The 24,142-nt window shown below is 33.3% G+C and carries 16 protein-coding genes and 2 pseudogenes; 11 read left to right on the forward strand and 7 right to left on the reverse strand.

Annotated features, from left to right (window positions below; all coding sequences use genetic code 11):
• Nucleotides 1-64: 64 nt before the first annotated feature.
• From WPG_RS04510 to WPG_RS04520, 3 genes are all read right to left on the reverse strand, one after another.
• The gene (locus WPG_RS04510) at nucleotides 65-760 is read right to left on the reverse strand and encodes a copper homeostasis protein CutC (RefSeq protein WP_045469901.1); all 696 of its coding nucleotides are present in this window, start codon (nucleotides 758-760) and stop codon (nucleotides 65-67) included.
• 82 nt (nucleotides 761-842) lie between these two features.
• Entirely contained in the window at nucleotides 843-3,131 is a 2,289-nt protein-coding gene (locus WPG_RS04515; protein ID WP_045469903.1) for a beta-N-acetylhexosaminidase, read from the reverse strand.
• A gap of 235 nt (nucleotides 3,132-3,366) precedes the next feature.
• Nucleotides 3,367-5,088: an LruC domain-containing protein gene (locus WPG_RS04520; RefSeq protein WP_052471149.1), complete on the reverse strand. Its 1,722-nt coding sequence runs from the start codon at nucleotides 5,086-5,088 to the stop codon at nucleotides 3,367-3,369.
• A gap of 480 nt (nucleotides 5,089-5,568) precedes the next feature.
• Between WPG_RS04520 and WPG_RS04525 the strand changes: the two genes are divergently transcribed.
• From WPG_RS04525 to WPG_RS04560, 9 genes and pseudogenes are all read left to right on the forward strand, one after another.
• Nucleotides 5,569-8,499: a GH92 family glycosyl hydrolase gene (locus WPG_RS04525; RefSeq protein ID WP_045469906.1), complete on the forward strand. Its 2,931-nt coding sequence runs from the start codon at nucleotides 5,569-5,571 to the stop codon at nucleotides 8,497-8,499.
• A gap of 23 nt (nucleotides 8,500-8,522) precedes the next feature.
• Complete coding sequence (locus tag WPG_RS04530; RefSeq protein ID WP_045469909.1) at nucleotides 8,523-10,205, forward strand: MFS transporter; 1,683 nt, start codon at nucleotides 8,523-8,525, stop codon at nucleotides 10,203-10,205.
• A 12-nt stretch (nucleotides 10,206-10,217) separates the two neighbouring features.
• Nucleotides 10,218-11,240 carry a N(4)-(beta-N-acetylglucosaminyl)-L-asparaginase gene (locus WPG_RS04535; protein ID WP_045469912.1) on the forward strand — a complete coding sequence of 341 codons (1,023 nt, stop codon included), beginning with the start codon at nucleotides 10,218-10,220 and terminating at the stop codon, nucleotides 11,238-11,240.
• 653 nt (nucleotides 11,241-11,893) lie between these two features.
• Nucleotides 11,894-12,454 (forward strand): hypothetical protein, encoded by a 561-nt coding sequence (locus WPG_RS04540; RefSeq protein ID WP_144374412.1) that lies wholly within the window; start codon nucleotides 11,894-11,896, stop codon nucleotides 12,452-12,454.
• Nucleotides 12,455-12,748: 294 nt separating this feature from the next.
• Nucleotides 12,749-13,798, forward strand: coding sequence for a histidine kinase dimerization/phosphoacceptor domain -containing protein (locus WPG_RS04545; RefSeq protein WP_045469918.1), 1,050 nt, complete (start codon nucleotides 12,749-12,751; stop codon nucleotides 13,796-13,798).
• Nucleotides 13,799-13,804: 6 nt separating this feature from the next.
• Nucleotides 13,805-14,493 (forward strand): annotated as a pseudogene (locus tag WPG_RS04550) (LytR/AlgR family response regulator transcription factor).
• Between the two features lie 309 nt (nucleotides 14,494-14,802).
• A complete protein-coding gene (locus WPG_RS04555) occupies nucleotides 14,803-15,189 on the forward strand; it encodes a hypothetical protein (RefSeq protein ID WP_045469921.1) in 387 nt (128 codons plus the stop codon).
• A gap of 3 nt (nucleotides 15,190-15,192) precedes the next feature.
• A pseudogene (locus WPG_RS18940) lies at nucleotides 15,193-15,390 on the forward strand (hypothetical protein); the annotation flags it as partial.
• 75 nt (nucleotides 15,391-15,465) lie between these two features.
• Nucleotides 15,466-16,566, forward strand: coding sequence for a tail fiber domain-containing protein (locus WPG_RS04560; RefSeq protein ID WP_045469924.1), 1,101 nt, complete (start codon nucleotides 15,466-15,468; stop codon nucleotides 16,564-16,566).
• Between the two features lie 66 nt (nucleotides 16,567-16,632).
• On the opposite strand, the gene WPG_RS04565 is transcribed toward WPG_RS04560, so the two are convergent.
• Complete coding sequence (locus WPG_RS04565; protein ID WP_045469926.1) at nucleotides 16,633-18,060, reverse strand: aldehyde dehydrogenase family protein; 1,428 nt, start codon at nucleotides 18,058-18,060, stop codon at nucleotides 16,633-16,635.
• 261 nt (nucleotides 18,061-18,321) lie between these two features.
• On the opposite strand from WPG_RS04565, the gene WPG_RS04570 reads away from it, so the two are divergent.
• Nucleotides 18,322-18,582 (forward strand): hypothetical protein, encoded by a 261-nt coding sequence (locus tag WPG_RS04570; RefSeq protein WP_045469928.1) that lies wholly within the window; start codon nucleotides 18,322-18,324, stop codon nucleotides 18,580-18,582.
• 76 nt (nucleotides 18,583-18,658) lie between these two features.
• Here the strand turns inward: WPG_RS04570 and cphA are convergent, their stop codons facing one another.
• The gene (gene cphA / locus WPG_RS04575; RefSeq protein ID WP_045469931.1) at nucleotides 18,659-21,301 is read right to left on the reverse strand and encodes a cyanophycin synthetase; all 2,643 of its coding nucleotides are present in this window, start codon (nucleotides 21,299-21,301) and stop codon (nucleotides 18,659-18,661) included.
• Between the two features lie 109 nt (nucleotides 21,302-21,410).
• Between cphA and WPG_RS04580 the strand changes: the two genes are divergently transcribed.
• Nucleotides 21,411-22,271 carry a cyanophycinase gene (locus WPG_RS04580; protein WP_045469934.1) on the forward strand — a complete coding sequence of 287 codons (861 nt, stop codon included), beginning with the start codon at nucleotides 21,411-21,413 and terminating at the stop codon, nucleotides 22,269-22,271.
• Here the strand turns inward: WPG_RS04580 and WPG_RS04585 are convergent.
• A complete protein-coding gene (locus WPG_RS04585) occupies nucleotides 22,264-23,088 on the reverse strand; it encodes a GNAT family N-acetyltransferase (protein WP_045469938.1) in 825 nt (274 codons plus the stop codon). The genes WPG_RS04580 and WPG_RS04585 overlap by 8 nt on opposite strands.
• Entirely contained in the window at nucleotides 23,088-24,017 is a 930-nt protein-coding gene (locus tag WPG_RS04590; RefSeq protein WP_045469941.1) for an isoaspartyl peptidase/L-asparaginase family protein, read from the reverse strand. Before WPG_RS04590 ends, WPG_RS04585 begins: the two co-directional genes overlap by 1 nt.
• Nucleotides 24,018-24,142 lie beyond the last annotated feature (125 nt).

Here is a 24,142-nt window from a genome sequence, read left to right on the forward strand (position 1 = left end):
ACAACAAAAACACAATAGAATAAGAGTTAGCCAAGATTTCTCGACTACGCTCGAAATGACAGAATTATATTGATATCGCATTTAAAATGGCTTTTATTTTTTGAGGATCGGAATAGGTTATTGGTCTTGAGAATACTGAATTATCCCCTTCTAAATGAGTTGAAGCTGAAGCATGAATTTCTTCTAGTCCATTAGTTTTAAACTTATTTGCATTATTTGAGTTTACTCCTCCTCCTACCAAAATTGTAATTCTTCCATTCGAAATTTTATTGAGTTCTTTTAATAAGTTAAGTCCTTCTTCTGCTGAAACTTCTTGCCCTGAAGATAACACACGTTCTACTCCCAATTCAATCAGTTGTTCTAATGCTTGTTTCGGGTTTTTAACTTCATCAAACGCACGATGGAATGTAAATTGTAATGGCCTAGAAAGAGTTATTAGTTGCTTTGTTCTATCAATATCAATGGTCTTATCTGCATTTAAAATGCCTGAAACAATACCTTGACATCCCAAATCCTTACAGAGTTGAATGTCTCTTTTCATAATTTCGAAGTCGTCCTCTGAATACACAAAACTTCCACCTCTAGGTCTAATTAAAATAAAAACAGGAATATCTAAATTTTTAATCACCTGTTTTAATAAACCATATGATGGCGTAATGCCTCCAACAGACAATTCTTGACATAATTCTATGCGATGTGCTCCTGCGTCGCAGGCATTTTTTGCGGATTGATATGAGTTGACGCAGATTTCTAGTTTCATAGTATTTACCGTGATAAAGGGAATCTCATTAATTAATACTTATTATTTCAAAGTGGATTCCTGCCTGCTCAGGAATAACAAATCAATTGACAACTATCTCATCAATAAATGTCCAAGCTTTATTGCCAGCACCTTGTTTGCCTTCTGGTATTGTTCCATAGTTTTCAACTCTGATATGAATTTTAGTAACATCCATAATTTCTTCATCGATATCTAGATTCAAATTAACATTTGCCAATAATCCTGTTGGTTCAATTTGTTTATAAACTGTTGGAGCCTTATCTCTAAAGTAATATGTTGCGGCAATACTTTTGGGAGCATAAATCCATTGTCCATTTCCATTATAGAATCGAGTTGAAATATTGTTTACATCAGTAGGCTTATCGAATTCAATTTCTATCCAAATATCTTCTCCCCAAAATCCTAGCCATTCTTTATCTCCATAACGAGAGTCGCTTCCGTTAATACCATTTATTAAACCTGCTGCTCCGCTACCAGAGTAGGCTTTATGTGATTCTTTATTAATTGTGATTTTAGCACCAACCGCTTTATGTAAATTAATATCTTGAGAAAAGGTTGTTCCTAATTTTTCCTCTGCATCAAAAACAGCCGCTTTTAAATTCACACTTTTTGTAATAGGTAGGAGATTCTTATAAACCTTAGAATTTATAGTTGGTTCTAGACCATCTAATGTATATCGGATTGTTTTTCCTTCCGTTGACTTTTGCATTTGGTAAGCCACTCCCTTTCCATTAGAAATTAATTCACCTTCAATTTCGTACAAATGATTCGCATAATTCATACCTAACGCCTCTAATCGCTTATAAAAGTTTTCAACTCTAGACACAAAATCCTTATAATTTCTTGTTTCTGGAACTGACCATACGACTTCACTTAAAGCTAGAACCCTCGGAAACATCATATACTCAACTTTATCAGAATTCGGCATGTATTCTGTCCATATATTACCTTGAGCTCCTAAAACATGTTTAGCTTCCTCTTCAGTTAATTCTTCTGGTATGGGATTAAAGCTATACACTTTTTCTAAAGGTAAAAAGCCACCTATAGCTAACGGTTCATCGTCATTATCTGACTGATAATAATTAAAATAACAATGTGATGTTGGTGTAATAATAACGTTGTGTCCTGCTTTGGCAGCTTCAACAGCACCTTCTAAACCTCTCCAAGCCATCACTGTAGCATTTGGTGCTAAGCCACCTTCTAAAATTTCGTCCCAGCCAATAATTTGTCTGCCTTTAGAATTAAGATATTTTTCCATGCGCTGAATAAAATAACTCTGTAAACCATGTTCATCTCTAAGGTTATTTTTTTTGATAAAATCTTGACAAAATTCACTGTTTTTCCATCTGGCTTTTGGCGCCTCATCTCCACCAATATGGATATACTTACTAGGAAATAAGTCCATAACCTCATCTAATACTTCTTCTAAAAACTGAAATGTAAACTCATTAGGACAATAAATCTCTTCAAAGACTCCCCATTTTTTGGCTACTTGTACAGGCTCTCCGGTACATCCCAATTCTGGATAAGCTGCTACTGCAGCCTGACTATGACCAGGCATTTCAATCTCTGGAATTATAGTCACAAAACGTTTTTCAGCATAGGCAACAATATCTCTAACCTCTTCTTGGGTATAGTAACCACCATATTTTTTACCATCAAACTGATGTGGTTGATCGCTATAATGACCGACTAAGGTCTCATCTCTATAAGCGGCCACTTCTTGAAGTTTTGGGTATTTCTTTATTTCGATACGCCATCCTTGATCTTCCGTTAGGTGCCAATGAAACGTGTTCATCTTTAACATGGCCAAGGCATCGATATATATTTTTATAAAGTCCACAGAAAACATATGTCTTCCGACATCGAGATGCATACCTCGGTATGAGAATTCTGGTTGATCCTTAATGGTTAGGCATTGTATGGCAACTTCTGAATCCGCGTAAGTTCCATCCTCAAAACCAACTGGCAATAACTGTCGCAGGGATTGTACTGCATAAAATGCTCCTACGTCACTCGACGCTCTTATACTTATTTTTTCTGATTGGATATTGAGCTCATATGCTTCTGGCTTTAATGTTGCGACTTGAATAAACTCAATTTCATTAGAATTTTGAATTTCAATTGAGCTTCCATTTTCAATGAAATTTTTCAAAAACGAAGATGATACCTGAAATTCTTCCGAAGCATTAATTCCTACAAAACTATCCAAAATAAATTGATTGTTCGTAATTTCTTGGTCGATTGGAATTGGAATAATTTGAGAAGTGTTATTTGGCATACGCATTTCCAAACACCCAAATAAAACTGAGGCAAAAAGAAAGAGTAGCAGTATTTTCTTGAAATGCATTTTATAATTTTAGATGCATTAAAATTAGTAATCTTTTTGCAACATGTATATAAAAGTTTTGTTGAGGACAGAATAACCTTTATCATTTGGACTTAGATCAACAACACCAACAACAATCAAAAAGTTAAAGTCTTTGAATCTGTAATAAGATATCATTAATAGACCCATATAATATCGTAGTCATCGCATGAAATCAATACAAATTCGTTACTCGTAAACTAAAAAATATCTTGTATTAATAGATTTTATTTTGATCTCTATTTCCAGGCAGATTACGGTACCAATCTTCATTGGTATTTCCCCCACTTATAGCCCATAATGCAAAATTATAATAAGCATCACTGATTGGAATACCGGCATTAGGAAAATCAAATGATTCTGGGATATTAATTGCCCAGGGTAATCCGTTCGAAGTCTTATAATAATACCCATTATCAAAATTACTTGCATCTGAAGATGTTCCAAAAAAACTTAAGTCTGCAAGATCCGTTGGCACTCGACCTGGTAAATGCACCTCCTTACTTCGGTTACCATTAACAAAAATAAATGGATTATACGGCGGATATCCAGTTATACTCTGAGAAACTGGATGATCAAAATTAATCGTAGTGCTTATGATTGTTGTTGGTGATGTGTGAGGGAAAAGACTACCTGAATTCTGAACCGCATCAAAGGCGCTATCAAAAATAATAACAGTTGCATTTTCCTGATTGGCTTCAGTACCATTCCCGTTTTGAGAAATTAATCCATTATTTATATACACACCACTGACGCTATTTACATCATTAGATGCAAGATTATTTAATTGTATCCCAAAACCATTATCAAAACTTGCAAATAGCGCTTTTATAGTCCACTCAGCCTCTATATCTACCAAAAGATTATTACCGTTTAAAATATGATCTATTTCATAATCAATTACCATATCATTAAAATCATAGTCGCCTTCAGCAGGCCAAAGATCTTCAAAGGCCAAAGAACCCGAATATGTGTTTCGAAGTGCTCTTAAGGGATCATCAGGAAAATCATCATTCTCATCTGTAATACCATCACCATCGCTATCTGTAACAGGAGTTGTTATTGGAATATCCCCTGTATTTATCCCCTCCCATGGATTCGCTGAAACATAAAAAATTAAATCATTAAAATCATCATCACTTCCAATTGAACGTGTTTGATCCTCAAAACCATTCAATAGTATTTGATTACCAAAATCCGCTAATTGTACAGTATGTTGACGCTTATTTGGATCGCTTTCTACCGTATTGAAATCAATCCTTGAGAAAAACTTTGTCGCATTAACATCTACTCCTGTTCCTGTCCATGCATTTTGAAAGAGTACCCATGAAATGGTCTGTCCAGGATTAAAATCCCCTAATTTTATTTTGTCCCCTGCATTAAGTTCCCCATATGAATTTACCAACGATGCATTTGGTAACACAACGAAAATTGAATCTATTTCACTAAGGTTGGCAGGAGGATTATTGGTTTCAAAGACGTAGTATCCTAATGCATTACGATAGCCTGCACCCTCACTAACAAAAGTTACCCACACTTCACTCTGTTCTATTACCTCAATATCAAGTTCATTACCTGTGGTTAAATATTCTGGATTATACCAAGGCACTCTTCTATCAGGAAGTGAGGCACTTACACTATTGAGGAATTCTTGACTTAAGTCGTCACCCTCATCCTCAAGATAATGAGGCAAACCCTTCCAATGCCCCTCATTAAAACTGCCCATATAATAATAATTATCGGAAATAGGAATTGGATCGAAATTCATTCGCTTACTATTATTAATAGATCTCCCAGATGGTACACCACCAAATTCCGCGTTTATATGTGGTGCCACATTTATCATTTTCTGATTGGCAAAACCAACACTATGAACCTGTACGAAAACCTCCTCTAAATATGTTGGAATTTGAATCTTTGTATCTACTTTTCCAAACATATCAGTTAATGCTGATGCTAAATATACACCACCAAAGTCAGGATTATCTGTAAAGAAACTTACTTTTACCCCTGGTAATGCTTGATTTTCAATAGACCTAACTTGTATCTCAATCTCAATCTCCTCGGTTGTTTTGTAATTAAAATCGTTAGGTATCTCTAATTCAGTTAAATCATAGCTTGGTTGCTCAGACTGAGCTTCTTCGATGATATCTGATTCTGGTATACATGCGCAAAGACTAAAGATTGATATAAAAAAAATTAAAAAAAATTTTTCATGGTTCAGTTAAATTTGATGTTATCACAAAAAACGTTAATTTATTATAAATGATAAGGCAAAACTCGCTCAATGACGGATTTAAAGCGACTAATCATCGTTTAATAAAGACGAGGAAATTAATCACTTTACAGTCTTACGTAAATTCTGAACTTGAAATGCATTTTTAGTATATTAGATGCATAAAAATTATCAATCTTTTTGATGGACTTTAAACTAATCTTCGTTTTAATTTTAATTCTTCTACTTTTTAATTGTCAAGATTCACCTCTAATTAAAGAAGCTCAAAAAGACCAACCACTAATAAATTATGTAAACACTTTTATTGGCACTGGTGGTCATGGTCACACCTATCCTGGTGCAACACTACCTTATGGCATGATGCAACTCTCACCAGATACACGGTTAGAAGGTTGGGATGGTTGTTCTGGTTATCATTATAGTGACGAATATATTTATGGTTTTTCGCATACACATCTCAGTGGTACAGGTATTAGCGATTATGGAGATGTGCTTTTAATGCCAACTAATACCCACAATTTTAATAATGGTGCTGATGGCAAAAAAGGGTATCGCGCCCATTTTTCTCATGATAATGAAACTGCAGAACCTGGTTATTATAAAGTACACTTAGATTCTACAAATATTGATGTAGAATTAACCGTTTCTACACGCAGCGGGATCCATAAATATCAATTTCCATCTTCTGAAAATCAATTTGTAATTTTAGATTTGGTGCATCGTGATAAAGTCTTAGGTGCTAAGATTGATAAAATTTCTGACACTGAAATAGTTGGCTATCGTCATTCTGAAGCTTGGGCAAAAGACCAACGTATATTCTTTGCGATAAAAACCTCGCATCCGTTTAACGATGTATTACAGTCACCACCAAAAACCGGAATGCCAGAAGCAAGACGATCGTCCTTAAAATTTATTAATCCCAATAACGAACCTATAATTATTAAAGTAGGAATATCTGCTGTAGATATAGATGGTGCTCGTAAAAATCTAGAAGGAGAAATAGGAAATAAAGATTTTAATACCGTTAAAAAAATAGGGCAAAAGTATTGGGAAGAACAACTAGAAAAAATTGTTATTAAAAGTAAAGACTTAGACAAAATGACTAATTTTTATACAGCTCTTTATCATACGATGATTGCACCAAACCGTTATCAAGATGTAGATGGTCGTTACAGAGGTATGGACTTACAAATTCATCATGCAGATTTCGATTACTACACGGTCTTTTCACTTTGGGACACGTATAGAGCTGCACATCCACTTTATACCATCATTGAACAAGAAAAAACAAACGATTTTATAAATACATTTTTAGCAAAATATGATGAAGGTGGCATTATGCCAATGTGGGATTTAGCAGGAAACTATACAGACTGTATGATTGGTTATCATGCGATACCTGTCATAGCTGATGCATATTTAAAAGGAATTACAAATTACGATACAGAAAAGGCATTTAAGGCCATGAAACATTCTGCAACGAGAGACAAATTTGGACTGGAAGCTTATAAAAAATATGGCTTTATTCCTGTAGATGAAGAAAGTGAATCTGTTTCTAAAACTTTAGAATATGCCTATGATGATTGGACTATTGCACAAATGGCAAAAGACATGGGTAAAACTGAAGATTACGAAACGTACATTAAGCGTTCACAGTACTATAAAAATGTATTTGATCCTGAAAGTCAATTTATGAGAGGTCGTTTTAGAAATACTTGGTTTGCACCTTTTGATCCTTATGAAGTGAATTTTAATTATACTGAAGCCAATTCTTGGCAATACAGTTTTTATGTCCCACAAGATGTTTCAGGTTTTATAGACCTACTTGGCGGGAAAGATAAATTAGAAACCCAACTCGATGAGTTATTTAGCGCAAAAACCGAAACCTCCGGCCGTAATCAATCAGATATTACAGGTTTAATTGGCCAATATGCTCATGGTAATGAGCCCAGTCATCATATGGCTTATCTTTACAACTTCGTTAACAAGCCTCATAAAACTCAAGAAAAAGTATATCAGATTTTAACTGAACTCTATAAAAATGATCCTGATGGAGTTTCAGGTAACGAAGATTGTGGGCAAATGAGTGCATGGTATGTGCTGAGTTCTATGGGCTTTTATTCTGTGACTCCAGGAAGCAATAATTACATTATTGGAACACCACTTTTTAATAAAACGACGATTAATCTTGAAAATGGCGAACAATTCAACATTGTTGCTAATAATTTGAGCGACACCAATATTTATATTGAAAACGTAAAACTTAATGGAAAAGATTTAGATGTCACATATCTAAAACATGAAGATATTATTAATGGTGGAACCTTAGAATTTAATATGACTGATAATCCTGCAATTTGGGGAAGCAGAAATGGAAACGAACCAAAAACAGAAATTACAGATCATATCATTTTACCGTCTCCTTATATTGAGAAAGGTGATATAACCTTTAGAGGTTCAACTGAAGTTGTTTTAAATTCCTCTGAAGCAGACGCTAAAATTTTCTACGCTTTAGATAAGGGATATTTTAAATTATATGAAAAACCATTTACAATAACTGAAGATACTCAGGTTAAACTATATTCAGAAAAAGGAGACTTAAAAAGCCCTTTATTATCAACCCCATTTTACAAAATAGATCCAAATCTCAGCATAAAATTAGAGAGTAAATTCGCAAATCAATACAGTGCTGGTGGAAACGATGCTCTAATTGATGGCATAAGAAGTACCAAAAATTACAGAACTGGTAGTTGGCAAGGTTATAATAATATAGATTTGGTTGCCATTGTTGATTTAGGTTCAGAAAAAAGTATTGCATCTGTCTCAACAAATTTCTTAAGAGATCAAGGAGCTTGGATTTTTCATCCTACAGAAGTAGAATATTTAGTGTCTAAAGATGGAAGAAACTTCGAATCGATTGGAAAGAAAACTTTAGAAACTAAATCTAAAAATTATAACATAGCCATTGAAACCGTTGAAATGAATGTGCCAAAATCCAATTACAGATACGTAAAAGTTATAGCAAAAAAACTTGGTAATTTACCAGAATGGCATGTTGGTTATCCGATGGATGGCAAAAGCTGGATCTTTGTAGATGAGATTTCGATAAAATAAAAACTAACTAACAACACTATTAAATGAGTAATCAAAACAACAAATCTGCACTAGCTACGCTTTGTACAGTGTTCTTTTTCTGGGGATTTATAGCAGCGTCTAATGGCGTCTTTATCCCTTTTTGTAAAACGTATTTTAATATTGACCAATTTCAATCGCAACTTGTAGATTTTGCCTTTTATGGTGCTTATTATATTGGTGCCTTACTTTTATTCATTTTATCTGGTTCGATTAAAAAGGATATCCTCAATAATTGGGGATATAAAAATGGTATTGTTTACGGACTTTTATTATCCGCTGTTGGTGCTTTTGTGATGTATCCTGCAACAGCAGGAGCAGAACAAGGTCAGACCGGAGTTTTCTACTTTGTATTAATGGCGCTCTTTATAGTTGGCTTAGGGTTTTCATTACAGCAAACTGCCGCAAACCCATTCACAATTGCTATTGGTGATCCTAAAACAGGTTCACATCGACTTAACTTAACAGGTGGTATAAATTCATTTGGTACAACTATAGGGCCAATTGTAGTGAGTTTAGTGATATTTGGTTCAGCCACCTGGAGTACTGATGAGTTATCTCAGATGATTACCAATAATGAAATTACTCTAGTCACTGTCCAAGGACTTTACTTAGGTGTTGGCGTTTTATTTTTAGCAGCTGCTGCTTTATTTAATTTTTCAAAGAAATTACCAGCTCTGAAATCGGAAAAACCCTTTGAGCCTGCAAACAAAGCACGTAATTTATTGATTATATTATCAATAATAGTTTTTGGTTGTATTGGTTATGTAATTAGCTCATACATTGGATTAACTGAAACAACAGAAGAATTAGAAAATACTAGATTATTGCTCTTATTTATTGCATTAATTGCTGTAATTATTGCTGTAAGTTTTGCTTACACAAGTGCTTCAAAAAAACCAGAAGGTTGGGGAGCTATGAAGTATCCGCAATTGGTTTTAGGCATGCTTGCTATATTTATGTATGTAGGTGTTGAAGTTACCATTGGAAGTAATTTAGGTGAACTTTTAAAACAAGCCGAAGGAGATACTAATTTAAATGCTTTAGGACTTACGATTCTAAACGATTCTGAAATCGGGAAATATATTTCATTGTATTGGGGAGGTTTAATGATTGGTCGTTGGGTTGGTGCCATCACTGTTTTTAATCCTAGTAAAGGATTAAAAAAGGCGCTACTAATTATTGTACCCTATATAGCATTTGCAGTGATAATATTTGTAAACTCAGTGGTAAATACGTTTGAAATAACATTTACAAAAAGTGAAATTTTATTCTTTGCGGTTTGTATTGCCGTTCAGATTGGTGGATTTTTCTTAGCAAAAGATAAACCTGTTAAAACGCTTAAGGTTTTTAGTTTATTAGGAATCATTGGAATGCTCATTGGATTATTCGCCTCAGGAAATGTCGCATTATTTGCGTTTTTATCAGGTGGACTATTCTGCTCAATTATGTGGCCATGTATTTTTACTTTAAGTATCGCTGGACTCGGAAAATATACATCTCAAGGATCAGCATTTTTAATTATGATGATTTTAGGTGGAGCAATAATTCCGCCTGTACAAGGAAAGTTAGCTGATGTATTTAACATCCAATCTTCATATTGGATAGCTGTAGCTTGTTTTGCTTATTTATTGTTTTATGCCTTCAGAACTAAAACAGTCTTAGATAAACAAGAAGTAGAATATTAAAATTAAAAAGTAATGAATCGTAGAAAATTTATAAAAAATACGGCATTAACAGGAGCAGGATTATTGTTAGGTAGTGCATTAGTAGGATGTAATGAAAACGCTACTAAAGAAACAGAATCTACTGCGGTAATTTCTAATGATGATTCTAAAGCAACATTACCACTAGTTATTGCAACTTGGCATGTAAAAGAAGCCACTGCAAAAGCTATGGAGGTTTTACAAGCTGGCGGAAATGCATTAGATGCAGTAGAACAAGGTTGCATGGTTGAAGAAGCAAATGAAAAAGGGCAATCTGTTGGAAAAGGTGGATTACCAGATAGAGATGGTAACGTCACTTTAGATGCTTGTATTATGGATAAGCATGGGAACTGTGGAGCTGTCGTTTATTTACAAGATATAACGCACGCCGTTTCTGTAGCACGAAAAGTTATGGAAGAAACGCCACACGTGATGCTCGCAGGAGAAGGAGCAAAACAATATGCCATCTCACAAGGTTTTGAGGCTGAAGATTTATTAACAGAAGCTTCAAAAGAAGCATGGGAAAAATGGAAAGTTGAAGCCAAATACAAACCTATTATCAATATAGAAAATCACGACACTATTGGTATGCTTGCCATAGATAAAAATGGTGATATTTCAGGCGCATGTACCACAAGTGGATTAGCTTATAAAATGGGAGGGCGTGTTGGAGATTCACCAATCATTGGTTCAGGTTTATTTGTAGATAATGAGGTAGGTGCTGCAGTAGCTACAGGTTTAGGAGAAGAGGTGGTAAAGACTGTTGGTAGTTTTTTAGTCGTAGAATTGATGCGTCAAGGCAAATCACCACAAGACGCTTGTGAAGAAGCTATTGGCAGAATTGTTAATAAACCTAACAGTAATTACAAAGATTTTCAAGTCGGTTATATTGCTGTAAATAAAAAAGGGGAAACTGGAAGTTACTCTGTACATCAATGGTTTAGCATGACTAAATTTGAAGATGGAGTCAATGCGCAAATTCAATCTGATTATTTTAATAAAACAGAAAATTCGTGAACTTTAAGGAATTAACCTCTAATTAAAGCTCTTAACACCCTTGATGAATATTTTTAAAAAGTTTAAAGTAGATTCCTAATAATGCTTAAATGTGTTATTACAAAGAGTCTTACTCTATAGTGGACAAAGCAATTACCAAATTCTATATATTAGAAAATTGCCGGGACAGTTTATGTTTTGAAACCGATAAATACTATTATTAGCCTAAAGGCTATAAAATGTTAAAAATATAACCTAGAAGCACGTTTACTTACTTTATAAAATAACACTAATAGTAAAAGTGCAATAAATACCAATGATACTTATGCAAAAACAAATAAGTTATAATTAAATTAGTATAGAGGTAATTGCTTTTTTTAAAAACAATTGTGTTTTAAGAAAAAGGCCGTTGTAGGGAGCGGCTTTTTTGTTTTTATCGTAATCACATATTGCCATCTATCTTCTGTTCACTAAATAAATAAAGCCATTCACTAAATAAAATAGATTATAACATCTCATAAACTTAACTTTACATTGCTATTAATCTAGTCATAATTAGATTATAACATAAAGATAAAAAGTCGCTGTAGGGAGCGGCTTTTTTCTTTTTTAAATAGTAGTTATAATATGTAAATCATTACTTTAGTGATGTGTGCTAATCAAATATTAAGCTTTTGAGATATCTTCTTATTATTTTGTTTTTTTCAAATATTGCTTATTCTCAAGAGGTAAACAGACATTATATAGATAGTTTGGTTAACAATTACCAAAACAACAATAATGGTGAATTTGAAAAAGAATTTTTAAAACTTGGAGATAAAATTGGTAGGCAAGACAATGCGCTTCAACTATACCAATACTTAGATTCGATTTCTAGTGGAAAGCCAAAAATCACGTTATCATTTTATAACAAATATGTAAGTTATCTCTATAGAACTAGTAGGTTTAAAGAAGGCCTAAAAATTAATAGCATAGGCTTAAAACTTGCAAAAAGATATAATTATCCTAAAATTATATTCGAATACACTCAAATAAAATCTTATGGATTTTCATCAATTAAATCAGCAGATTCGGCACTTTTTTATGTTAATGAGGCCGAAAAAATTGTACTAAAAAATAAAGACATATTAGGTAATAAGTTAAATACCGTTTACTTGAGAAAAGTTGATATTGAAACACTTCTTGGCAATTTTGAACAACGAGATTTCTTATATGAAAAAGCTGTTGAAAGCTGAGAAGATTATCCAGACGATAAGCAAAATGGGTTTGTACTAGCCTATGTCACTAATCATTTTAAGCATACAAAAAATTATGGTAAGCATGCCTATTATGCACAGAAGCTCAAAAAACATTATTTAAGGAGAGATGGGTTTAGTAATCCTGAAAAACATGTATCCATTTCTAGTTTTTTAAATTTCGAAAATACTGAAGAACAAGCACAAGAGCTTAAAAAAATAGTCAACTTATCCCCTCAAGACTTTACAATAACCATTAATCAGCGTTACCTCATTAATATACTTTCTGATGGATTGATTAAAACAGGTAAATATGATGACGCTATCTTTTATTTAGAAAAACTTTTAGGATCCGATAAACAACTACCTACAATTGGTAAATTATTAAATTATTCATTACTAAAAAAAGCACATTATTTAAATAAAGATTACAAAAGTGCTTACGATGTTTTTGAAACACAAAAAAAACTCATTGATTCTCTCAGAACCGAACAAATGCTTACAAAAATTGCAGGTTCTAAGGTAAAGTATGAAACCGAAAAAAAAGAAGCACAATTAGAACTCCTAACACTCGAAAAAGAAAAAGAAAAGCAAAAGAAAAACTTGTTCTTAATCATAGCTGGCTTGGGTCTTCTTTTGGTTGGCTTAATCGCCTATTTTTTCTGTAAAAATAAAGAAAAAAACAAAAAATTAAATAACCAAAATGCGATCTTAGAACGCACCATCGACGAAAAAAACGTTTTATTAAAAGAAGTACATCATCGTGTGAAAAACAGTTTTCAAATTGTATCCAGCTTATTATACTTACAATCTGAGAATATGACGGATAAAAATGCAAAATTAGCTATAAAAGAAACCGAAAACCGTGTAAGATCTATGGTATTAGTGCATCAAAAATTGTACAAAGAATATGACTTAATTGGTATAAACTCTAAAGAAAACATTAGCGATTTGGTCAAAGATATTTTTGAGAGTCATGGATCACAAGGTCAACCCATAAGCTATAATCTTAATATAGAACCTATTGTTTTGGATATTGAAACCATAACGCCTTTGGGTTTAATTTTAAACGAATTAATTATCAATACAATGAAACATGCTTTTACTGGTCTTAAAAAAGACAATACAATAGATGTCAATTTTTCTAAAGCGGATGACAAATTAGTACTCAAAGTCATTGATAATGGTAAAGGTTTTGAAGGCGATATAAAACAAAGTTCTTTTGGTATTAGCTTAATGAAAGGTTTGTCTAAACAACTTAAGGCGTCCTTAAATTATAATTCTAAACTAAAGGAAGGCACCCAAGTTATCTTAAGTATTTCTAAATTTAATATTCTACCCTAGATACGTTTGAAAAAGCCAAGTATATATATTGTAGAAGATGAGTTTTTAATTGCATCTACTATAGAAACTGCTTTAATAAAGCAAGGCTATACTGTAAAAGGGGATGCTGAAGATTATACTTCAGCTTTAAGGGATATCAATATCTTAAAACCAGATGTAATTGTTATAGATATTAAGCAACAAGGTTCTAAAGACGGTATTGATTTAGCTTTAGAGTTAGATAAGCAGAAATTACCTTATTTATTTTTAACATCGCAAACAGACACAAAAACTATTAATCGTGTAAAACTAACTAATCCATTGGGTTATATAACCAAGCCTTTTACTGAAGAAGGCTTAAGGAGTAATTTAGAATTAGCTTGGCACAATTACAATGCCCAAAATATAAAATATTTTACTTTAAAATCTGAAGGTAGAACCTATAAGATAGACCAAGATAGCATATTGTATTTAAAGGCCTTCGATAATTATTGCTATGTCTATACAACTACCAAATGGCATTTAGTACCACATACTCTAAAACACATGTCTGAGCAATTAGAAAAGACATCTTTATACAAACCCATCGCTCGTATTGGGTAAATCTAAAACAAATAGACTCCATAAGAAGAAATACACATTTTATTAAAAAAATAGCGATTCCAATAAGCAACTCAAATAAAGATCTCGTGCAACATAAATTACAATATTTATAAATATTTTCTTTTTTATTCACTAAAAAAACCTATCCATTCACTAAAAATAATAACCCAATACATAAGTTATAAATACTTTGATTTTGCTATTAATTTTTACACAAAATCATGGATACCTCAAACCCTTACAACAACAAAAATCATCATAGTAAAAATGCCATAAAAAACTATGTATAGGGCATATTCATCATTATCTTATTTTTATTAGGGCAAAGTTTATGGGCACAAGTTAGTATAGGAACTACATCACCCGATGCTAGTTCTGTTTTAGATATCACCTCCATTGAAGGCGGAATACTTGTACCTCGTATGGCACAAACAGATAAAGATAACATTACCTCACCTGCAACAGATCTTTTAATCTATCAAACCGATAATACCCCTGGATTTTATTTCTATAATGGTACTATTTGGGTTGCTATTGGAACTGGCGGTAAAAATACTTTAGATGAAGCTTATGACGAAGGTGGATCGGGAATTGGAAGAACTATTAACGCCACAGATGGCACACTAACTATTGCTGGTGAAGATGGTCTATTAGTAACAGGAACCTTTAGCACTGGAGATGATGTATTAATTTCTGGAGCTGGAACACGAATGTTCTTTAACCCTAAAAAAGCAGCATTTAGAGCAGGTCAAATCGATAATAATGAATGGGATGATGGTAATATTGGAGACTATTCTGTAGCAATGTGATCAAGTACTACAGCCTCTGGGGATTATTCTACAGCAATAGGATTTTACTCTCAAGCTACTGGAACTTATGCAGCAGCCATAGGTTTTAGTGCAAACGCTATAGGTTCTAATTCCACTGCAATAGGAACAGGGATTGTAGCATCAGGCTCTAATTCTTTTGCAACTGGATATTTTACAGATGCTACAGGTGATTATTCAACGGCTTTAGGAGAAGGCACAGTAGCGCCTTCATATGCTGAAACTAGTATCGGTTATTACAATAATAATTATACAGTAATGAATAACGCTACTGATAGAGTATTTAGCATAGGTAATGGTAGTGATGATTCTAATCGAAGTAACGCTTTAACTATATTTAAAAGCGGCCTCATGAACATAAACGATGCATACAATATGCCATTAACAGATGGTACAGCCAACCAAATCATGGCTACAGATGGGGCAGATAACGTAAGTTTTGTAAATGCGTCTACACTATTTACAGACACAAACACAACCTATGATGGTACCGATTTTACTTTAAGCAACCAATCGCTTCCTGCTGGACAATTTGTAACAGGTGTTAATGCAGCTGGAACATTAATTGGAGCTATTCCCAACGATAACGACAACCAAAACATACAAGGCTCTGGTTTATCTGGTACAAATCTAACTATTGCGATAGAAGGTGGCACATCTGAAGTGGTAGATTTATCATCTTTAAATTCTAACGACGCAGATTGGTATGAAACATCCACAACAACACCATCAAATGATATCAATAACAATATATACACATTAGGGAGAGTTGGTATAGGTGGTAATCCTGATACTGATCTTCATCTATATCACGATGATACTGCTGCATCGGCTGGTTTAAAAATACAAAACCAAGGTGCCAATAATAATTGGTGGCGCATGTTTTCCAGCAATGCCACTGGTAATTTATTCATATATAGTACATCTGGAGGAGCCGCACCTCGTGGTAATTTTAATAACGTTACTGGTGTATATTCAGCAACCTCAGATAGACGCTTAAAAAAAGACTTTAAGCCGTTACCTTTTTCATGGAAAAATTTTATGAATTTAGAAACCTTAAGTTATCTCTACAAAACGCAAACTGATGATAAACATAGCTTAGGTTTAATAGCACAAGACGTTGAGCAAATCTATCCTGAGTTAGTGACTTATATCACAGAAAGTGATGTATATCACATGAACTACTCTGGTTTTGGTGTAACTGCTATAAAAGCAATAAAAAAGCTTAAACAAGAAGTGAATATACTAAAAGAAGAAAATGCTATTCTAAAAGTTAAGCTCAATAAATTAGAACAATTAAAAGCACGTTTACTTACATTAGAAAATAACACTAAAGAAAAAAGAGTAATTGATAACTAAATAATAATACTTGTATTCAATTATTCTTTAATAGAAAAGTCGCTGTAGGGAGCGGCTTTTTTATTTTTAAAACCACTTTACGGTTAATCTTGCTAACTTCTCCTTTACACTTTCATAAGGTGGAAACAAATACTCACTAATTCCAAAGGTATGTTGTTTTACTATAGCACGTTTATTACTAAACGCTTCAAAACCAAAAAAACCATGACTCTTGCCAATACCACTATTATTAGTACCCCCAAATGGTAAGTTATGGTTAGCATAATGAATGACATTATTATTAATACAAGTGCCACCAGCTCTAGTATGCGCTATTACTTTTTTAATATTAGATTTGCTTTTACTATAAATATACAATGCTAAAGGTCTTTCTTTAGCATTAATGTAACTTATGGCTTCATTCAAATTTTTATAGGTAACTATTGGTAAAATAGGTCCAAAAATTTCATCTTGTAATAATGTTGCATCTTCTTTTAAATGAGATACTAAAGTTGGCGCTATATACTTTGACTCTGCATCTAACTCACCTCCAACTTCAAATTTAGCATTAAGGCTTTTAGCATTTTCTATATGAGATTTTAAACGATTAAAATGTTTGTCTGTAACAATTCTGGCAAAAGACCTTGAATTCTCTGGTTGTTCTGAGTAGAATTTTTTTATCCATTTTTTGCAAGCATTAATAAAATCTGTTTCAATACTCTCATCTATGAGAACATAATCTGGTGCTACGCATATTTGTCCTGCATTGAGGTATTTTCCCCAGACAATCTTTTTTGCTGCCATATCTATGTTTGCTGTCTTATCAATAATAGTTGGAGATTTACCTCCAAGCTCTAAAGTCACAGATGTTAAATGCTTAGTAGCAGCAGACATAATAATTTTACCAACATTTGGTGAGCCTGTAAAAAAGATATGATTAAAAGGTAATTTTAATAATTGTGTAGAAGCTTCAACTTCACCTTCAACTAATGCGACCTCATCTTCTTTAAATACATCTGCAATTATCTTAGCCATCAATGCTGATGAATGTGGTGTCATCTCTGACGGTTTAATAATAACTGTATTACCAGCAGCAATTGCGGATACTAAAGGTCCGAATGTAAGGTTAAAAGGAAAGTTCCATGGCGAAATGATTAAGCAGACTCCTTTAGATTCATATAAATAGTAAGAACTAGCACCTAACATTGATAGTGGTGTTTTTACTTTTTGTTTACGCATCCACTGATGTAAATAAGTTTTCGTAAACTTAATATCACCTACAATCTGATAGATTTCAGAAAGTTCTGTTTCAACAACTGGTTTACTTAAATCCTTTTGTAGAGCTTCTTTTATATGTTCTCTATAGGTTACTTCTACAGCTCTTTGAAGTACATTTAGCTTTTTAATCCTTTGATTATATGTGCTTTTACCTATAGTATATTGATTCGCTTTCTGCTTAGAAAACAAATTGAAATAAGGGTTATCTCTATAATCTGTCATTTCACTATGTATCATATTCTAAAATTATAACAATATTGTGCATTTTATCGATGTTATTGACAAACGGCTACATTTGGTCTAAATCTTATGCTTTTTTACCTGAAAAAAAAAGGTTTTTAAAGGGCTACGAGCTCATTTTATGTATTTCATCGATGTTTTTAACTTACAGATGTCAGTTGTCTATTTATCGCCTTGTTTCGTCCAAAATTTTCACTCAAACTAAATATCTAACGTTTCTTTGTTTCGAAGTTAAAACAAATATAGCTTCCAACAATTATGAAAAAAGGTTTAGTAATCATATTATTTTTAACAATGTCTCTAGCAGGTTTCGCTCAACAAGATGTTGTAGTTAAGAATGAAACTGAACTTGTTGAAACTGAAGAATCGGTTAAGCCAGAAATTAAGAAAGTAAGTATTTCTGCAAAAACTAAAGCTAAAGTTTTAAAAATCAACCGTAAGAAGAGTAACGAAATTATCAGTATCAAGGCTTATAGAAAGAGTTTACAGATTAAAGTAAAAACTAAGAAGCTTTGCTAATCATAAAATATTAATGTGCTATTAATCATTTAAAAAGAGCCGGAACAAATGTTTCGGCTCTTTTTTGTGCCTTATCTTAATCTACTAGATTCAATTCTCCTCGAGATTCTTTCTCTTTTAATTCTTTTACTAAATCTAAAGCATCTGGTACAACATCACTGCATAATATGATTAACGAGCCTTTAACCGCATTTTTAACTGCATACTTTATAGCTTCATTTTCAGATGGTATAATTGTAGTTTTCTTGTTAGGGTCTTTGGACTTTATACCGTCATTAAGCATTTTAATGAGTTCTTCTTCTGTTTTTCCACGTAAACGTTTGTCTTGTCTTATTATAATTTCATCAAACATCTCTGCAGCTATGCTACCCATTTCATTATTGTCTTCAACACGTCTATCGCCAATACCTGCTATAATACCAACTTTTACAGTCGCATCTAATTCGTCAATGAATTTTTGTAAAGCTCTCATTCCAGCAGCATTATGTGCATAATCTAATAGAATAGAAAAGTCATTGAATTCAAATAAATTTAATCGTCCTGGTGTTTGAGAAGCTGATGGAATAAAAGTCTCTAAACCTGCCTTCATATCTTCAATACTAATGCCTTGAACATGAGCAGCAAGAACCGCAGCCAATACATTCTGAATCATAAACTTTGCCTTTCCACCATAAGTCAAAGGAATATTTTCTACTTTCATTAAGCGCATTTTCCATTCACCTCTACAAATTGTAACAAAGCCATTCTCATAAACTGCTGTAATACCATTTAAGCGCTGTAGAGCTTTAATTCTAGGATTATTCTCATCCATAGAAAATAAAGCTACATTACAATCTAAATTGCGTCGCATATCATATACCAAATCATCATCAGCATTTAAAATAGCATAGCCATCTGGTAATACAGTTTCTGGAACCACTGCTTTAACCTTAGCCAATTGCTCTATTGTATGAATCCCTTTTAGTCCTAAATGATCAGCAGCTACATTAGTAACAACAGCAACATCACATTTTTTAAAACCTAATCCTGCTCGCAATAGCCCACCTCTTGCACATTCTAAAACGGCAAAGTTTACTGTAGGGTCTTTAAGCACAAATTCTGAACTTGCAGGACCCGTACAATCTCCTGTCATTAAGAGCCTGTTTTGAATATATACACCATCACTAGTAGTATAACCAACTCGATAGCCTTTCATTTTAGCAATGTGAGCAATCAACCTAGTTGTTGTTGTTTTTCCATTGGTTCCAGAAGTTGCTATAATAGGAATTCTCCCAGTGTCTCCTTTTATTGGAAATAATTTATCAATTACTGGAGCAGCAACGTTTCTTGGTAATCCAGATGTTGGTGCTAAGTGCATTCTAAACCCTGGACCAGCATTAACTTCTAAAACAGCTCCACGAGTTTCAGATAATGGTTTTGAAATATCTGTCGTCATAATGTCTATTCCACAGATATCTAAATCTATAATTTTAGAAATGCGTTCTGCCATACTCACATTTGCAGGATGTATAATATCTGTAATATCTTCAGCAGTTCCTCCTGTACTTAAATTTGCTGTATCTTTTAAAATCAGTCTTTCACCTTCAATAATAACAGATTCTAAAGTATATCCAGCATCTTTTATTAATTTTTGTGTGAGCTCATTAGTCGTAATCTTAGTTAAAACATTTTCATGTCCAAATCCACGACGTGGATCACTATTAACTTCATCTATCAGTTCTTGCACAGTTGACTTACCATCTCCAATAACGTGTGCTGGAGTTCTAATGGCTCCTGCTACTAATTGATTATTAATAACTAACAATCTATAATCTTCACCAACTATAAATTTTTCTACTATAATAGCTCCACTTCGCGAACTTTCCTTTGCATGATGAAAAGCAACTAAAGCATCATCATAGTTTTGTATATCTACTGTAATTCCACGTCCATGATTACCATCAATTGGTTTTATTACCAGCGGAAAACCAACATAACGACAGGCTTCTTTTAAACTACGTTCGTGACGAATAATATCACCACGTGGTACTTCCACCTCAGCTTGCTCTAATAAATACTTTGTATCCTCTTTATCACAAGCCAATTCAACACCTATACTGCTGGTTTCGCTCGTTACAGTAGCTTGAATGCGCTTCTGATTTGCTCCATAACCTAATTGACAAAGTGAATATTTGTTTAATCTAATCCAAGGAATTCCTCGCGCTTCTGCCTCTGCAACAATAGAACCTGTGCTTGGCCCAAGACGATCTGCTTCTCGAAGCTCTCTCATCTCTTGTATATCTTCTTCTAAGTCATAATCTTCACCTGCTATTAAAGCTTCACAAATACGTACTGCCGACTTTGCTGCAAAACGCCCAACAGATTCTTCCATATACGAAAACACTACATTGTACACCCCTTCTTCACCAAAACCTCGCGTTCTACCAAAGCCTGTATCCATACCTGCAAGTGTCTGAATCTCTAGAGCAATATGTTCTATAACATGACCCATCCATGTTCCATCATCAACACGCATAAAAAATCCACCTTCACAACCTTCAGAACAACGATGAGAATACATACTCGGAAACATGGCTTTTAAACGTTCTGGAAATCCATCAATTTTATTAGAAGGAAACTCTTCCATCTCTTGAAGATCTAAAACCATGACGATTAACTTATGTCTTCTTACAGACCAATAATTTGGTCCTCGCATTGCATTAATACTTCTTATATCCATATGGCTGATTTTTTAATAATAGTTAGTTTTTGATAGAGAAAGATTATAAATATAGCACTTTTCAATTGAAAATTTGACGTATTTTTGCGCAATATTTTAGACTTAATTTATGCAGAAGATAAAGGGAACTTTAATCCCAATTGGCGGTAATGAAGACAAGGGTATTGAAGCAGATGAATTGTATACTCTTGAATTTATTGATGAAGGTATTTTATTTCATGTGGTAAGAGAAGCTGGTGGTATTGATGCAAATATTGTTGTGATACCTACAGCATCTAGTATTCCTGTTGAAGTTGGTGAAAACTATCTAACGGCTTTTTCTACACTCGGTTGCAAAAATATTGAGGTCTTAGATATTCGTTCTAAGGAAGATTCTGAAACTGAGCGCGCTATTCATCTTATTAAAAATGCTGATTGTGTTATGTTCTCAGGTGGTGACCAGTCTAAAATCGCTAATAAAATAGGAGGTACAACAATTCACAACATTTTAGTTGAGCGCTATAAAAATGAAAAAGGCTTTGTAATTGCTGGTACAAGTGCTGGTGCCATGGCAATGGCTAATGAAATGATTGCTGGTGGAAGCGCATCTGAGTCGTTTATTAAAGGTGCTGTAAAAATGTATAAAGGACTAAGTTTAATTCCTGAGTTAATTATAGATACACACTTTATTAAACGTGGGCGTTTTGGACGTATCTCTGAAGCTATTGCGCAATTTCCAAAACTTATTGGATTAGGATTAGCTGAAGATACAGGCTTGATTATAAAAAATAATAGTTTCGAAGTTATTGGCTCTGGGATGGTCATCGTTTTTGATGGCAGAAAGATTAAACATAATAACCACAATATTTTGAAAGAAGGTACACCTATGTCTTTAACCAACTTAAGAACGCACATCTTGTCTAATGGTGATCTCTTTAATATTAAAAAGAAAAAGGTTGAAGTATTACCTATTGAAGAACCTTTTATTTAAGATATAATTCCATTTCATATTGATTAACTGTGTTTTTTAAACCAGCAGATGTTACAGTATTAATTTTACTGGTTAAACTGTCGTCAATATTATTAATTCTAACGTCCTTATTTATGGATTGTATTGCTGAAAATAGACTTAACCACTGTAAAGGTGAGTCTTTAAAAACTTCGAGTTGAGCAATATAGCCAGTTTCAGAATTCATTATAAAATACGATTGTATTTTACCCTCTACACCTACTTGGTAATACTCAAAATTCGCTTTCGCTAAACTCTCTTTTTGATTATCCCAAGAATATAAATTTTGATTTGGCAATACTTCCCAATTCATATCATTGTATGAAACTTTCTTTAAATCAAAATCAGATTGTAAGTTAAGAGTAATCTCTCCTTTAAAACATTTGTAATGTTTACATTTTTTAAACCCAATACCTTCATAAGATTTAATGGCCTTTTCATTTTCAGTAATAACTTCAAGCTGACATTTAGTGATTCCGTTTTTAAGTAATTCTGGTATGGCATAATCGTAAATAGACTTTACGATGCGTTGTCCTCTATATTTAGGAATCACTCCTGTACCAGAATTATAAGCTGTTAAATAGCCTGGTCTATTATCTATTGCATTGATTATAAATCCAACTAATTTGTCACCATCAAACATACCATAAGATAAATTGTATTGTACACCAGCGGCTTCCCAACGTTCTCTATAAAAATCATGGTCTATTGGCATTTTAACGAAGTAGTTTTCGAATGCAGAAAGAAAACATTCCATGATAACATCAAAATCTGTATCTCCTAAATACTTAACCTCCACTATTTATAAATTGAAATTTCTTCTCTTCCGTTTGAAGATTTACAAGCACGATACATACCCTCTGTATTAAAAGGCATTGCAATATTACCTTTAGCATCAACAGCAATTAAACCACCATCGCCTTTTATTTCTAGGATGCGTTTATTGATAACTTCGTCTGCTGCATCTTCTAAAGACAAGTCTCTAAATTCCATTAAACAAGATACATCATAAGCTACGACACCTCTTATAAAAAATTCTCCGCTTCCTGTACAACTTACTGCACACGTTTTATTATTGGCATAATTACCTGCACCAATCATAGGTGAATCTCCTACTCTGCCCCATTTTTTATTGGTCATACCTCCAGTAGATGTTGCAGCAGCAATATTGCCGTTTTGATCACAAGCAACAGCACCAACCGTTCCAAATTTCCCATCTTTTTTTACACTGTGATCTAACTGAAAATTGTCACTATCTTTTATCCCTTGCCATTGTTTATATCGTATTTCATCATAAAAATAATTAGGAGATTCAACTTCATACCCTTGATCTTCTGCAAACTTCATAGCACCCTCACCTGCTAAAAACACATGGTAACTTTTATCCATCACATCTCTAGCTAAAGCTATAGGGTTTTTAATCCCTGTAATTAAAGAAACCGCTCCTGCTTCTAGGTTTTCTCCTTCCATGATAGCTGCATCCATTTCATGCGTGCCTTCAGCCGTAAAAACCGAGCCTTTACCTGCATTAAACAAAGGGGAATCCTCTAAAAATCTAACTGAAGTTTCAACAGCATCTATCGCTGAACCACCATCTTTTAACACATTATAACCTGCTTCTCTTGCAACTTTTAAAGCGTCTCTATATTGAGCTTCTAATTCTTTTGTCATAAGGCCTTTTACGAGGGTTCCTGCGCCACCATGTATCGCAATTGAAAATATGCTCATTATTATTAATTTTTGAAATCCAAAAATACGTTTTTGAATTTTTATTGAAAAGTAGTTATAACTATTAAAAAAATCATGTCGTAAGTGTAATATCATCTTTTTCACGAAAAAGAATTTTATTGTAT

It is taken from the genome of Winogradskyella sp. PG-2 (genome assembly GCF_000828715.1).
Taxonomy (GTDB): domain Bacteria; phylum Bacteroidota; class Bacteroidia; order Flavobacteriales; family Flavobacteriaceae; genus Winogradskyella.